The sequence below is a fragment of the Promicromonospora sp. NPDC060271 genome (genome assembly GCF_042726755.1).
In the GTDB taxonomy this organism is placed as follows: domain Bacteria; phylum Actinomycetota; class Actinomycetes; order Actinomycetales; family Cellulomonadaceae; genus Promicromonospora.
The window spans coordinates 26,476-40,363 of record NZ_JBHXBG010000029.1; the positions used below are offsets into that span (position 1 = coordinate 26,476).

At 71.4% G+C, this 13,888-nt stretch carries 11 protein-coding genes, 1 tRNA gene and 1 pseudogene; 5 read left to right on the forward strand and 8 right to left on the reverse strand.

Translation table 11 applies throughout. The annotated features are described in order from the left end of the window. Window positions 1–84: 84 nt before the first annotated feature. From ACFWE2_RS07145 to iolC, 7 genes and pseudogenes are all read right to left on the reverse strand, one after another. Window positions 85–1,044 carry a TIM barrel protein gene (locus ACFWE2_RS07145; protein WP_377223520.1) on the reverse strand — a complete coding sequence of 320 codons (960 nt, stop codon included), beginning with the start codon at window positions 1,042–1,044 and terminating at the stop codon, window positions 85–87. Between the two features lie 42 nt (window positions 1,045–1,086). After that, window positions 1,087–2,106 carry an inositol 2-dehydrogenase gene (gene iolG, locus ACFWE2_RS07150; RefSeq protein WP_377223521.1) on the reverse strand — a complete coding sequence of 340 codons (1,020 nt, stop codon included), beginning with the start codon at window positions 2,104–2,106 and terminating at the stop codon, window positions 1,087–1,089. Between the two features lie 33 nt (window positions 2,107–2,139). Next, a complete protein-coding gene (locus ACFWE2_RS07155) occupies window positions 2,140–3,642 on the reverse strand; it encodes a CoA-acylating methylmalonate-semialdehyde dehydrogenase (RefSeq protein WP_377223522.1) in 1,503 nt (500 codons plus the stop codon). Between the two features lie 61 nt (window positions 3,643–3,703). Continuing rightward, window positions 3,704–5,659: a 3D-(3,5/4)-trihydroxycyclohexane-1,2-dione acylhydrolase (decyclizing) gene (gene iolD / locus ACFWE2_RS07160; RefSeq protein WP_377223523.1), complete on the reverse strand. Its 1,956-nt coding sequence runs from the start codon at window positions 5,657–5,659 to the stop codon at window positions 3,704–3,706. After that, on the reverse strand, window positions 5,656–6,636 hold the full coding sequence (gene iolB, locus ACFWE2_RS07165; protein WP_377223524.1) for a 5-deoxy-glucuronate isomerase: 981 nt from the start codon (window positions 6,634–6,636) through the stop codon (window positions 5,656–5,658). Before iolB ends, iolD begins: the two co-directional genes overlap by 4 nt. Further along, window positions 6,633–7,643 carry a deoxyribose-phosphate aldolase gene (locus tag ACFWE2_RS07170; RefSeq protein ID WP_377223530.1) on the reverse strand — a complete coding sequence of 337 codons (1,011 nt, stop codon included), beginning with the start codon at window positions 7,641–7,643 and terminating at the stop codon, window positions 6,633–6,635. The genes iolB and ACFWE2_RS07170 overlap by 4 nt, the downstream gene beginning before the upstream one ends. Before the next feature lie 3 nt (window positions 7,644–7,646). Beyond that, a pseudogene (gene iolC / locus ACFWE2_RS07175) lies at window positions 7,647–8,603 on the reverse strand (5-dehydro-2-deoxygluconokinase); the annotation flags it as partial. 198 nt (window positions 8,604–8,801) lie between these two features. Here iolC and ACFWE2_RS07180 point away from each other — a divergent pair. The 5 genes from ACFWE2_RS07180 to ACFWE2_RS07200 all read left to right on the forward strand — a co-directional run bounded on the left by ACFWE2_RS07180 (window position 8,802) and on the right by ACFWE2_RS07200 (window position 12,397). Next, a complete protein-coding gene (locus ACFWE2_RS07180; protein WP_377223525.1) occupies window positions 8,802–9,539 on the forward strand; it encodes a GntR family transcriptional regulator in 738 nt (245 codons plus the stop codon). A 163-nt stretch (window positions 9,540–9,702) separates the two neighbouring features. Further along, entirely contained in the window at window positions 9,703–10,812 is a 1,110-nt protein-coding gene (locus tag ACFWE2_RS07185; protein WP_377223526.1) for a transaldolase family protein, read from the forward strand. 46 nt (window positions 10,813–10,858) lie between these two features. After that, complete coding sequence (locus ACFWE2_RS07190; RefSeq protein WP_377223527.1) at window positions 10,859–11,227, forward strand: nuclear transport factor 2 family protein; 369 nt, start codon at window positions 10,859–10,861, stop codon at window positions 11,225–11,227. A gap of 104 nt (window positions 11,228–11,331) precedes the next feature. Further along, window positions 11,332–11,402, forward strand: a tRNA-Gly gene (locus tag ACFWE2_RS07195). 188 nt (window positions 11,403–11,590) lie between these two features. Continuing rightward, window positions 11,591–12,397 carry a hypothetical protein gene (locus tag ACFWE2_RS07200; RefSeq protein WP_377223528.1) on the forward strand — a complete coding sequence of 269 codons (807 nt, stop codon included), beginning with the start codon at window positions 11,591–11,593 and terminating at the stop codon, window positions 12,395–12,397. An 83-nt stretch (window positions 12,398–12,480) separates the two neighbouring features. Here ACFWE2_RS07200 and ACFWE2_RS07205 read toward each other — a convergent pair whose 3' ends face one another. Continuing rightward, window positions 12,481–13,479 (reverse strand): hypothetical protein, encoded by a 999-nt coding sequence (locus ACFWE2_RS07205; RefSeq protein ID WP_377223529.1) that lies wholly within the window; start codon window positions 13,477–13,479, stop codon window positions 12,481–12,483. Window positions 13,480–13,888: the final 409 nt, after the last annotated feature.

Here is a 13,888-nt window from a genome sequence, read left to right on the forward strand (position 1 = left end):
TCCCGAGCCTGTTGAACCGGAGCCAGCCGAGTCCCCTACGCGACCTCCTCGCCCAGAGGGACCTTCAACCGCCCATGGCGCCAGCTAGAGCAGGCCCAGCCCGCACGACGCCAGGTACTGGCGGGTCATGACGGCGTTCGGCAGCGGCAGCCGTGGGTCGCACGGGTACAGGTCCTGCTCGGTGATGACGTACAGGTCCTTGTCCAGGCCGGCCAGAGCGGCAACAAGCGAGGGCATGTCGGGAGCACCGGCCGGGGGCCGGACCGACGCGCCGCGCGCGACCGCCTCGCCGAAGGGCCAGTCCTCCTTGTGTGCCTGCTCGGTCAGCTCGACGTCGAAGGCCTTGATGTGCACGTAGGCGATGCGGTCGGGGTAGGTGCGCACCATCTCCAGCGGGTCTCCCCCGCCGTAGACGATGTGGCCGGTGTCGAGGCAGAGGTTCACGTAGTCGGGGTCGGTGGCGGAGAACACGCGCGCGATGTCCTCCGGCGTCTCGATGTGGCTGTCCCCGTGCGGGTGGAGCACCATCCTCAGCCCGTACTCGTCCTTGAGGATCTGGCCGAGCCGGTTGGCGTTCTCGGTGTAGAGCTGCCAGGCGTCCGGCGTCAGCACGCGGTCGTCGGTCCACTCCCAGGTCTTGTCGTCGCGGAACAGCGGGGGCAGGTGGACGATGTACTCCGCGCCGACGGCCGCGTGGGTCTCGGCGATGGCCCGGAAGGTCTTCTCGGTCTCGGCCCAGGCCTCGGCCTTGTGCAGGATGCCCCAGCCGGTTCCGGCGACGACGGTGAAGCCGTTGTCGTCCATCACCTTCTTCAGGCGCTTCGGGTCGGTCGGGAAGTACCCGTACGGGCCTGTCTCCATGTACTCGAAGCCGGCCTCGGCCATCTCGGCCAGCGCCTTCTCCCACGGGATCTGCTTCTCGTCGTCGGGGAACCACACGCCCCACTGGTCGGGGCAGACGCCGACGGTCAGCCTGCTGAACCTCGGGTCGGTGTTGCGCGCCTTGCTGGTGGGGGCGCCGGAGGACGTCGTCTCGCTGGTCATCTCGTTCTCTCTCGTCCGGGGTGGGGTTGGATCCGGCAGGGGTCAGACGGCGGCCGACGATGCCGGCGACGGCACCGGGGCTGGGGCCACGCTGCGGCCCGTGCGGGCGGACTCGGTGGCGGCGTCGGCGAGCGCCAGCGCCTGGCGTCCGTCGAGCAGCGACGGCGTCGGCGCGGAGCCCTCGCGCACGGCGGCCACGAAGGCGGCGAGCTCGCTCGTGTACGCGGCGGCGTACCGTTCGAGGAAGAAGTCGAGGTACGGGCCGCGGGCGCCCGAGGTTCCCGCGGCGTCGAGCACCACCGACGTCGCCGTGTGGTTCTCAGCGCGCAGGGCGCCGCGCGGCCCGAACGCCTCGAGCCGCTGGTCGTACCCGGCCGCGCAGTGCCGGCTGTTGATGATCGTCGCGACGGCGCCGGAGGCGGCGGTGAGGGTGACAATCGCGGCGTCGTAGTCGTCGATCTCCGCGAACGCGGGGTCCAGGCGCTGCGGTACCGCCTGGACGGCGACGATGTCGCCGAGGAAGAACCGCGCCATGTCGAGGTCGTGGATCGTCATGTCGCGGAAGATCCCGCCCGACCCCGCGAGGTAGCCGACGGGCGGCGCCGCGGGGTCGCGGCTGATGATCGTGAGCTGTTCGAGGTCGCCGATCTCGCCGGCGGCCACGCGGCGGTGGATCTCCGCGAAGCCCGCGTCGTACCGGCGGTTGAAGCCGAGCATCACGCGGTCGGCGCGGTCGCCCACCTGGGCGAGGCACCGGTCGGCGCGGGCCAGGTCGAGGTCCACGGGCTTCTCGGCGAGTACGGCCTTGCCCGCCTCGACGCCCGCGAGGATCTGCTCGACGTGGTGGGCGGTCGGCGAGGCGACGACGACCGCGTCCACCGTGTCGTCGGCGAACACGTCGCCGACGTCGGTGGTGGCCGCCGCGCCGTGGGCCGAGGCGAGGCGCGCCGCTGCGCCGTCGACCGGGTCGGCGACGAGCACGAGCTCGGCGTCGGGGGACGCGGCGATCGAGCGGGCGTGGACGGCGCCGATCCGTCCGGCGCCGATGAGCGCGATGCGCATGGGGTCTCCTTGGTTCATTGCCGGGGTCAGGCCTTACTTCTGGGAGTCGCCGGAGAAGTGGAACGAGGCGTCGGCGCGCTGCTCGCGGTGCGGCCACCGCTGCGTGACGACCTTGCCGCGCGTGTAGAACTTGATGCCCTCGGGGCCGTAGATGTGGCTCTCGCCGAACAGGGAGTCCTTCCACCCGCCGAACGAGTGCCAGGCGACCGGGACGGGGATCGGCACGTTGACGCCGATCATGCCCACCTTCACCTCGCGCTGGAACGTGCGGGCCGACTCGCCGGAGCCCGTGAAGACGGCGGTGCCGTTGCCGTAGGGGTTGGCGTTGATCACGTCGATCGCCTCGGCCAGGCCGGATACCCGCACGACGTCGATGACGGGCCCGAAGACCTCCTCGCGGTAGACCTCGTGCGCCGGGGCGACCCGGTCGATGACGGTCGGGCCGACGAAGAAGCCGTTCTCGTAGCCGGGCACGGTGTGTCCGCGGCCGTCGACCACGAGCTCGGCGCCGTCGCGCTCGGCCGAGCCGATCAGGCCCTCGATACGTTCCTTCGCGGCGGCGGTGATGACGGGGCCCATGTCGGCCCCCGGCTGGTCGCCCGCGGTCACCCTGACCGCGCGGGCCTTGGCGGCGAGCTTCTCGACGAGCGCGTCGGCCACCGAGTCCTCGACGACGGCGACCGAGATCGCCATGCAGCGTTCGCCCGCCGCGCCGAAGGCCGCTGCGGTCAGGTGGTTCACCGCGTCGTCGAGGTCGGCGTCGGCCAGCACCACACCGTGGTTCTTGGCCCCGCCGAGCGCCTGGACGCGCTTGCCCTGCGCCGACGCCGTGGCGTGGATGTACCGGGCGATCGGCGTCGAGCCGACGAAGGAGACGGCCGCGACGTCGTCGTGGTGCAGGATCGCGTCCACGACCTCCTTGTCGCCCTGGACCACGTTGAACACGCCGTCGGGCAGACCGGCCCGCTGCCACAGGTCGGCCAGGAACAGCGACGCCGACGGGTCGCGCTCGGACGGCTTGAGCACGAACGTGTTGCCGGTGGCGATGGCAACGGGGCTCATCCACAGCGGCACCATGACCGGGAAGTTGAACGGCGTGATGCCCGCGACCACCCCGAGCGGCTCCCGGAACGAGAAGACGTCGACGCCCGTGGCGGCCTGCTCCGAGTACTCACCCTTGAGGAGGTGCGGCAGGCCGCAGGCGAACTCCACGACCTCCAGGCCGCGGCCCACCTCGCCGGCGGCGTCCGAGACGACCTTGCCGTGCTCCCGGCTGACCAGGCGCGCCAGCTCGTCGGTGTTCGCGGCCAGCAGCTCGCGGAACTTGAACAGCACCGCTGCGCGCTTGCCGAGCGGGGTCCGCGACCAGGTCGCGAAGGCCTCGGCGGCCGAGGCGACCGCACGGTCGACGTCGGTGGCCGTACCGAGCCCGAGGCGCGCGATCTCGGCGCCCGTCGCCGGGTTGAGGACGGGCTGGGTGCGCTCGCCGGACGGCTCGACCGGCTTGCCGTCGATCCAGTGGGTGATCAGGGACATCAGATACCTCGTTCGTGCTGGGTGTGGTCTTTCGGGGTCGCCGGTCCGGTGGGGCGCGGCGTCACAGGTAGTGCCGCTGCGCGGTGCGGCCCGCCTCGTACTCGGCGCGTGCGGTACGGGTGCTTGGCAGGGTGGAGGCCTCGCTCACCGGCACGTCCCACCAGCTCGAACCGGGCGGGTTGGGCCCCTGCAGGTCGGTCTCGACGTGGATGAGGGTCGCTGCGTCGGAGGCGACGGCGGTGCGGAACGCCGCGCGGAAGTCCTCGACGCTCTTGACGGCCAGCACGTCGACGCCGAAGCTCTCGGCGTTGCGCACCAGGTCGAGGGGCACGTCGTCGCCGTCGAGCAGGCCGGTCTCGGGGTTGCGCATCTGGTACCTGGTGCCGAAGCGCTGCGAGCCGCGCGACTCCGACAGGGCGCCGATCGAGGCGAACCCGTGGTTCTGCAGCAGCACCACGATGACCTTGATGCGTTCGGAGACGATGGTCGCGAGCTCCTGCGGGAGCATCTGGTACGTGCCGTCGCCGACGATCGCCACGACCTCCCGGTCGGGCGCCGCCAGCTTCGCGCCCATGGCCGCGGGGATCTCGTAGCCCATGCAGGAGTAGCCGTACTCCAGGTGGTACTGCGACGGCGTCCGCGCCCGCCACAGCGCCTGCAGGTCCCCCGGCATGGACCCGGCGGCGTTGATCAGGATGTCCTCGTCGCTCATCAGCTCGTTGAGCGCCCCGAAGATCTCGGTCTGGGCGGGCAGCGGACCGTGGCCCAGGTGGTAGCAGCGTTCGGTGACCTCCTGCCAGTCGGCCACGCGCCGCGTCACCTCGGCGCGGTACTCCTCGTCGGTGCGGTGGCCGGCCAGGGCCTCGGTGAGCGCGGTAAGACCCGCGCGGGCGTCGGCGACCAGCATCTCCGCGGAGTGCTTGGCGGCGTCGAAGGCGGCGACGTTGAGGTTGACGAACCGGACGCCAGGGTCGCGGAAGGCCGTGTGGCTCGCCGTCGTGAAGTCCGTGTAGCGGGTGCCCACGCCGATGACGACGTCGGCAGTGGCCGCGAGCGCGTTCGCGGCGTCGTTGCCCGTTGCCCCCACTCCCCCGACGGCGAGCGGGTGGTCCCAGTTGATGGCGCCCTTGCCGGCCTGCGTGTCGGCGACGGGGATGCCGGTCGCCGTCGCGAAGGCGCGCAGCGCCTCGCTCGCCTCGGAGTAGACGACGCCGCCACCCGCCACCACGAGCGGCCGCTTCGCGGAGCGGATCACCGCGACGGCGCGCGCCAGCGCGGCGGGCTCCGGGACCGGGCGCGCGACGTGCCACACGCGGTCGCGGAAGAACTCGACGGGCCAGTCGTACGCCTCCGCCTGCACGTCCTGCGGGAGACAGAGGGTGACGGCGCCGGTCTCGGCCGGGTCAGTCAGCACGCGCATGGCGGCGGGCGCGCTCGACAGGAGCTGCTCGGGCCGCCAGATCCGGTCGAAGTACCGCGACACCGGGCGGAACGCGTCGTTGACCGTGACGTCGGGGCCGCCGGGGTGCTCGAGCTGCTGCAGGACCGGGTCCGGGAGCCGGTTCGCGAAGACGTCGGAGGGCAGCAGCAGCACGGGGATCCGGTCGATGGTCGCGAGCGCCGCGCCCGTGATCATGTTGGTCGAGCCGGGGCCGATGGACGCCGTGCACGCGAAGGTCTGCAGCCGCTCCTTGGTCCGGGCGTAGCCGACGGCGGCGTGCACCATGCCCTGCTCGTTGCGGGCCAGCAGGTAGGGCAGCTCGTCGGGTCCGGTCTCGCCGACGGGCACGCCGGACTCTGCGGCCTCGACGTGCGCCTGCAGCAGCCCCTGCCCGAACCCCGCGACGTTGCCGTGCCCGAAGATGCCGAACGCGCCGGCGAACAGCCGCTGGGTCACGCCGTCGCGCTCGGTGTGCTGGTGCGCGAGGAAGCGGACCAGGGCCTGGCCGACGGTGAGGCGGACGGTGGCGGCTTCGGCGTCCGGGGTCGGGGTGCCGCTCGGGGTCGTGCTGCTCACGTGGGCTCCTCGGTGAGTTCCGTGGTCGGGTTGGTCGCGGGTCTGGGTGCGGGGCTCGCGCCGAGCGGGAGGCGCGGGTCGACGGGCTCCGACTCCCACGTCCCGCGCACCCAGTGGTGGGCCGGGTCGTCGACGGACAGCCAGGTGCCGTCGTCGGCCGGGCCGGCCATGACGTTGAGGTAGTACAGGTCGTAGCCGGGGGCCGCCGCGGACGGCCCGTGGTACCCGTGCGGGACCAGCACGGTGTCGCCCGTGCGGACCTCGGCCAGGACGTCGATCGGCCGGTCCGCCGTGCCGTACACCTGGTGGTGCGCCAGCCCCGGGCCGGCCGGCCCGTCGGCGACCTCGAAGTAGTAGATCTCCTCCAGCTCACGTTCCTCGTGGCCGGGGACGTCGCTGTGCACGTCGTGCTTGTGCGGCGGGTAGCTGGACCAGTTGCCGCCCGGGGTCAGCACCTCGCACACGAGGATGCGGTCGACGTCGACGGCCGTGCCGATCGTGTAGTTGTGCACCTGGCGGCTGGCCCGGCCCGCGCCGCGCAGGTCGACCGGCACGTCGCTCGCCCGCAGCACCTGGACGGGCAGCACCCGGCCGGCGCGTGCGGTGCCGACGGCGACGCGGGCGCCTGCGCCGTCCCCGCCGTCGGGCGCGTCCCCGGCGTCGGGCCGCAGCGTCACGGTCGAGCCGACCGGCAGGTAGGCGATGTCTGCCGGGCCTTCGAAGACGCTCGACCGCCCGGTCAGCCGCAGGTCGTGCCGCTCGCCGCCGGGGTCGGTCACGTCCAGGCGCAGGCTGCCGCGCAGCGGTACGACGACCGCCTCGTCGGCGGTGAGCGCCAGGTCGAGGTGCCCGCCCGGGGCGATCTCGTGGACCAGGAGGCCGCTGAAGCCCCAGCCGGCCCGCTCGGGCGTGACCTCGGCAACGGCGCCGCCGGTGCGCGCGTCGGGGACGCTCGCTCGGAGAATCAGATCGTTCACAGCAGGCTCACCGCCTCGTCCACGGCCGCCGCGACGTCGCCGCCCGGCGGGTACAGCAGGGACCTGCCGATCACCAGGCCGCGCACGGTCGGCAGGGCGAGCGCCTTGGCCCAGCCGGCCATGGCGGCGTCCTGGTCGCCGCTGACCTCCCCGCCGAGGATGAGCGCGGGCAGGGTGGACGCCGCCAGCACCCGCTCCATGTCGTCCACGACGGGCAGCTTGAGCCACGTGTAGGCCGACGTCCGCCCCAGGCCGGACGCGATGGCGATGGCGCGCATCACCGCGTCGGGGGTCAGGTCGTTGCGCACGCGCCCCTCGACCCGGCGGGAGATGAACGGCTCGACCATCGCGACCAGGCCGCGGTCGGCGAGCTCGTCGACGGCGCGGGCGCTCGCCTCCAGCGTGACGACGGAGGCGGGGTCCTGGGGGTCGATGCGGAGCAGCATCTTGCCGCCGTCCAGGCCCGCCTCGGCGATGCCGCGCGCGTCGTAGCCGGTGAAGCGGTCGTCCAGCTCGAACGTCGAGCCGGCGAGGCCGCCCCGGTTCATCGACCCGTAGACCAGCTTGCCGTCCAGCGCGCCCATCGCGGCCAGCTCCTCGACCAGGTCGGCGGTGCCGAGGAAGCCCCCGACGCCCGGCCGGCCCAGCGCGACCGCCGTCCGGCGCAGGAGGTCACGCCGGTCCGCCATCGCCATGGGGTCGCCGCCCACCGCCACGGCGCCGCGCGCCGGATGGTCGGCGGCGATGACGAGGAACCGCTCGCCTGGGACCGAACCCGGATGCCGCGGGCGGGCGAGGAGCCGCTCGCGCAGCGCGCGCGGGTCGCTCAGCCGCAGCTCGGCGACGTCGTCGACGGTCAGGGTGGGCCGGGCGGCGCTCTCTTCGGGTGCGGCGTGGGCGTCGTCGGTCTCGTTCGTGTCGTTCCTGTCGTTCCCGTCGTTCGTGTCGGACGGCGCGGTGGCGCGCTCGCGGATCTCGACGGGGGCGTCGGTCCGCTGCTCCGGCACCCGCCCGGTGGCCAGCAGGTACTCGACCTCGGCGACCGTCGGCATCGCCGCCGCGCACTCCAGCCGGGCCGCCACGATCGCGCCGGCGGCGTTGGCGAACCGCAGCGTCCGCTCGAGCGACCAGCCCTGCAGCAGCCCGTGGCACAGCGACCCGCCGAACCCGTCCCCCGCGCCCAGCCCGTTGACGACGTCGACGGCGACCGGCGGCACGACCACCCGTTCGTCGCGGGTCTTGGCGAGCACCCCGCGCGGGCCCTGCTTGACGATCGCCACCTCCACGCCGGCGGCGAGCAGCGCGTCGGCGGCCCGGTCGGGGTCCTTCTCGCCGACGGCGACGAAGCACTCCTCCCGGTTGCCCACGGCGATCGTCACGTGCGGCAGCGCGGCGCGGATCTGCTCGCGCGCCGTCTCGACGTCGGGCCAGAACATGGAGCGGTAGTCCAGGTCGAGCACCGTGTGACCGGACCGGCCGCGCGCTTCGAGGGCCGCGAGGTGCGCCGACCGGCTGGGCTCCTGGCTCAGGCCGGTGCCGGTGAGCCAGAACAGGCGGGCCGAGCGGACGGCGTCGATGTCGACGTCCTCCGGTGTGATCCGCAGGTCGGGGGCCGACGGCGACCGGTAGAACCAGAGCGGGAAGTCGTCGGGCGGGAAGATCTCGCAGAACGTGACGGGGGTGTGCAGCTCGGGCACCACGACGACGTGCTGGTCGTCGACCCCGAAGCCGCGCAGCTCGCGGCGCACGAACCGGCCGAAGGGGTCCTCCCCGACGCCGGTGACGAGGGCGGTGGCATAGCCGAGGCGGGCGGCGGCGACCGCGACGTTCGTCGGGCTGCCGCCGAGAAACTTGCCGAAGGACTGCACGTCCTCCAGCCCGACGCCGCTCTGCAGCGGGTACAGGTCGACCCCGATGCGGCCGATGGCGAGCACGTCCGGCGCCCAGGCGTCAACGCGTCGTGTCATGCGGCCTCGTCCCCATCGCCATCGTCATCCCCATCGTCGCGGATCCGCACGCACCACTCGTGCGGCAGGTACCTTGACCCTGCCTCCGACACGCTCTCCTGTCAATACTTTGTCCTGACATTTGAACATCCCGTCTTCAGTACCACCGGCGGCTAGACTCTCATCGACCAGAAGATGACCCCAATGAGGAGGCTCTCCGTGCCCCAGACGCTGCGCATCGACCTCGACCGGTCGAGCCCGGTGCCCCTGTACCACCAGGTTGCCACCGCCATCGACGCAGCGATCGAGGACGGGCGGCTGCAGCCGGGCGAGTTCCTCGAGAACGAGGTGGCCCTTGCTGCGCGCCTCGGCATCTCTCGGCCCACCGCGCGCCAGGCGCTGCAGGACCTGGTCGAGCGCGGACGCCTGGTGCGCCAGCGCGGGGTCGGCACGCACGTGGCCCCGGCGCGCGTGCGCCGGCCCGTCGAGCTGACGAGCCTGCACGACGACCTGACGAAGACCGGCCGCAAGCCCAGCACCGAGGTGCTGGAGCACCGGACCATGCCGGCGACCGCGGAGGTCGCGGAGGCGCTCGAGCTGCCGGAGGGCACCGAGGTGGTCATGATCCGCCGTCTGCGCATGGCCGACGGCGAGCCGCTGGCCGTGCTCACCAACTACGTCCCGCTGGACATCGCCCCGACCGTCGAGGAGCTCGCGGCGAGCGGGCTGTACGACCTGCTGCGTTCGCGCGGCGCCAAGCCCAAGGTCGCGCGGCAGCGCATCGGCGCCCGCTCGGCGACGGCGACCGAGGCGCGCACGCTCGGCGAGAAGCCACGGGCGGCGCTGCTGACCATGGAGCGCACGGCCTACGACGACAACGGCAAGGGCATCGAGTTCGGGCAGCACATCTACCGCGCGTCCCGGTACATGTTCGACACGATGCTGTTCGCGAGCTGACCCCGGTTTGCGCGCGCCCGCGCCGCCGTGTCGCGCTCCTTTGTCCTGACATTCGGTTGACAGGTTGCCTGGACGCACTGTCGAATGGGCTCACGCCGAAACCTGCGACGACGCGGGCTCGGGTGCGGACGCGCCCCGTCGGCCTACGCCTCCGGAGGATCCTGTGACCCAGACGCTCGACACCGCCACACCTGACAGCGCTGACGGGGAGACCCCTCTGGCGCGGATGACGCGCGAGCACCCGCAGACGGCCCTGTGGAACGACTCGGCGGACCCGGTGCAGCTCGGTCGCGCGATCGCCTGGGGCGCCGTCGGCGCGACCTGCAACCCGGTGATCGCGCTCGCCGCGATCGAGGCGGACCTGCCGCGCTGGACGGTCCGGCTGGGCGCGCTCGCCGAGGACCTGCCCACCGCCACGGAGTCGGAGCTCGGCTGGCTGGTCGTCCAGGAGCTGAGCGTCGAGGCGGCCCGCCTGCTGCTGCCGGCCTTCGAGGCGTCCGGCGGCCGGAACGGCCGGCTGTCGATCCAGACGGACCCGCGCCTGCACCGGGACGCCGGTGCCCTGGTGCGCCAGGCCGAGCAGTTCGCGGCGCTGGCGCCGAACATCATCGTGAAGATCCCTGCGACGCAGGTGGGTATCGAAGCGATCGAGGAAGTGACCTACCGGGGCATCAGCGTGAACGCGACGGTGTCGTTCACCGTGGCGCAGGCTGTGGCCGTGGCCGAGTCCGTCGAGAGAGGGCTCGACCGGCGCGAGCGTGACGGGCTGCCGGTCGAGGAGATGGGCGCCGTGGCGACCATCATGGGTGGGCGGCTCGACGACTGGCTCAAGATCGTCGCGGCGCGGGAGGGTCTGCTGCTGCCGCCTGGGGTGCTCGACTGGGCGGGTGTGGCTGCTCTCAAGAATGCCCACCGGATCTTTGTCGAGCGGGGCTACCGGACCCGGGTGCTGTCGGCGGCGTTCCGGACGCACCTGCACCTGTCGGAGCTGGTGGGTGGTGACCTCGTGATCTCGCCGCCGTTCGAGTGGCAGGACTCGATCAACCGGAACGGCCTGGCGCTGCCGTCCCGGATCGACACGCCGGTGGATCCGGAGATTCTCGATGTGCTCACGCGGGCGCTGCCGGACTTCCGGGCCGCGTATGAGCCTGATGGGCTGACGGCTAAGGAGTTCGCAGGGTTCGGGCCGGCGCGGCGGACCTTGCGCCAGTTCCTCGAGGCGGATGCGCAGCTTGATGCGCTGGTGCGGGATGTGCTGGTCGCTGCGCCCTGAGGTCCCAGGTTGCGGGGTCCCTGCCAACGTCTGGCATGCTGCAGCGATGTCAGCCAGAGAAGTCATGGAACGGCTCGCGGACGTCATCGACGGGCACCGGTGGGAGGAACTGCCGACGCTGCTCGATCCCGCGTTCACCTGCCACTACGTGCACACCGGCGAGACGTTCGACGCGGAATCGTGGGTCCGGCTCAACGCGGACTACCCGGGCTTTCAGAACTTCCGGCTCGAGGACTGCGTGGCCGACCAGGAGCGGGCTGCTGGGCGTGCACACGTGACGGGCACGGCCGACGGGAAGCTGCAGCACTTCGAGGTGGCGACGTTCATCACCGTGAGCGGTGGCCTCATCGTCGACATGACGGAGGTCTGGACCGACGTCGACCAGGCTCCGCCCACCGGTACCCGGCTTGCATGAGCGGCTCGCGGCCCGACGGCGACGCGCGTGACGCCGCGGGAGCACTTCGCAGGCGCTGAGGTTTGCTAAGGTAACACCCGCGCCGCGCTTCAAGTGCGGGGCTTGCGGGCGTAGCTCAATGGTAGAGCCTTAGTCTTCCAAACTAATTACGCGGGTTCGATTCCCGTCGCCCGCTCAGAGTGCGGAAGCCCAGGTCAGAGAGCGTTTCTGACCTGGGCTTCGTGCATTCTGGAGGGCTGGAAGCGGCGCCGAGTGGCCCTAAACCCGCCGGCCCGAGCACTGGCACGTGCGGCGCCGACCAGGGCCGGCCAAGCCCTGCACTCTCCGGCTCACCGCCTGTGCTGGGACCGAGGGAGGGCACGGATGATCATGGACGCCGACGGCCTCTGGACGACAGCCGCGCGGCTCGTCGTCGATCCCGAACATCTCGGTGAAGAGCATGGCGTCACGGATGACGGCGGCACGTTCTGTGGCTTGTCGCCGGACCTGATCGATGTTTACCGGCATCCGTTCAGCGGTCGTGGACGCACCGATTGCCGCACGTGTGCCCGCCGGATGTACGAGGCCGCCGGCCTTGCAGGTCAGGAACCACCACCGGCCGCTTGGGCGCGCCCATTGCTCCGTTGGACGGCCTGGGTCACGAACGGCGCCGACGCCGCAATGGTCACAGACTCCCTCCGACGTGTGCTGACAGGTAGAGCCATCACAGCAGTGCGCTATGCGGACCTGGACTACGAGGACGAATTGCCGTACTGGCACGAGGGCGGCCGCGACGTGGTCGGGCACGGACTGGAGCTCGACCTCGACGACGGCTCGACCTGGTCGGTGACCTGGGAACAGCGCGGTAACGACTCCGGTCTCGGGATCTGGGCCGGGCCACTCATGCCCGATCACCTGCGGCTCGCCCGGATCTGGAAGGTCACTCGCCACTGGCGCCGGCGCGGTCCGCGCACGATCTCTCGGATCGAGACCTTCTGGGGGCCCGAATGGCCGCCGGGAGACAGTGGCCCGTCCAGCGCACTGAGCCTGGGAGGACTGGTACTACACGATTTCGACCACGACCGACGAGCCATCGTGGTGATCGACGAACGCTTCGATGTCCGCATCTACTTCTCGCCCCGAGGTGCACGTCGCGACGGGTACTTCACCGACAACTACGTCGGTCTGTAAGGGCTCTTGCATCGACATCATCCGCTGGGCTCAGTCTCCCCGCGCGGGGGATATATCCGCCCTTACCTCGGGTGGCTCGGCGATCACTTCTTCCGCCGTGGCCAGCCGAGGTCCGCCCTCGTCCAGCGCTGGCCAGCGATGGCGGGACGCTCCTTGACTGCGGCCGGTATCGCGTGGAACTGCGCAGACCAGCTCGATGGTGGCTCACCCAGTACCCGAAGCACATCGGGGACGATCGCCGTCGGCTCTCGCCCGTCCAGCGGAAAGTCCAAGAACACCTGGTAGACATTGTCGACGGTCTGTAGCGCGACCCGGTAGGTCGACGGGTCGTCGTGGACCGGATAAGAAGATCGCAGCGTCAAGCCCTCGGCTCGCAGCCGTTCCTTGTCGCCGGCGGTCAGGATCTGGCGCCGGGCGGTGTCCTGCGGGCGCTCCCAGGAGTGGTCGGCAGCGACCCGGGCGACCGCGGCGTCGTACTGGTCGGCACGGAACGTCACGCCATGGTCCATCGGCGTCTCGAGCAGCCAGTCCCAGTGCACGGCGTCGCCTTGGCGCAGGATCCGGACCTGGGTGGCTCCGCACCCGTACTCGCCACACTCGCAACGGGCGATCGGTACGACACGCGGTTCGGTGGACGCGACCAGCCGGTTCTCAGGAAAGAAGAGGCTGTCCGGCCCCATACCGGCACCCGCAGCACGGCTCGTCATCTCCACATCGTCGACGAATACCAGTACCTGGAAGTCGTCATGCACGTCGGCAGCCACTACCTCGAACCGGATCGTCTCGGCAGGCATGCGCGGAACCACCGTGCCGTCGTCCGCCACGACATCCGACAGCGCAATCCCGCGTGGGCGCGGCAGCATGAGCTCTTGCAATGCAGAATCGAGCAGCACACGCAGTTCCTCGGTATCCACGTGAGCCGTGGCCCCGGCGAGCTCGCGAAGGGTAGGTGAGTCGATGCCCGAAACGAGGGCGTCGGTGGCGGCATCGACCAGAAACGCATTGTCGACGCCTCGATCGAAGGACCAGCGTGTCGCAGCCTCGTAGAGACGCTGCCGGGCGGACGGCGTGCGCGATGTCATCGCCGACCATTCTGGACCACAACGGTTCCGAGCCGGAATGGCGGCTCTCGGGCTGCAGGGCCCATACGTCGACACCGTGCCTGGCGACGACGCACCGCGGGATCTGCTGATCCTCCATTGCGCGCCGGCCCGACCGTCGGCCGACACATGTTGTGCATGACGATCTCGTCGACCCCGACCCGACGCCCGCGCCCGCTGTTCCGACGTCAATTTCTCGGTAGGGGAAGCAATAGCTACAAGGGTCCCGACCCCCGACCCCACACTTGCTCGGCGCCGATACGCTCGCTGCCATGGCGAACAATCCGGGCGACGTGAAGTTCGTGCAGGTCGCGACGACGTTTGCTGCCATGGAGGAAGCCGAGGCCCTCGCCTCGTCGGCTGTCGAAGCGCGCCTCGCGGCATGCGCGCA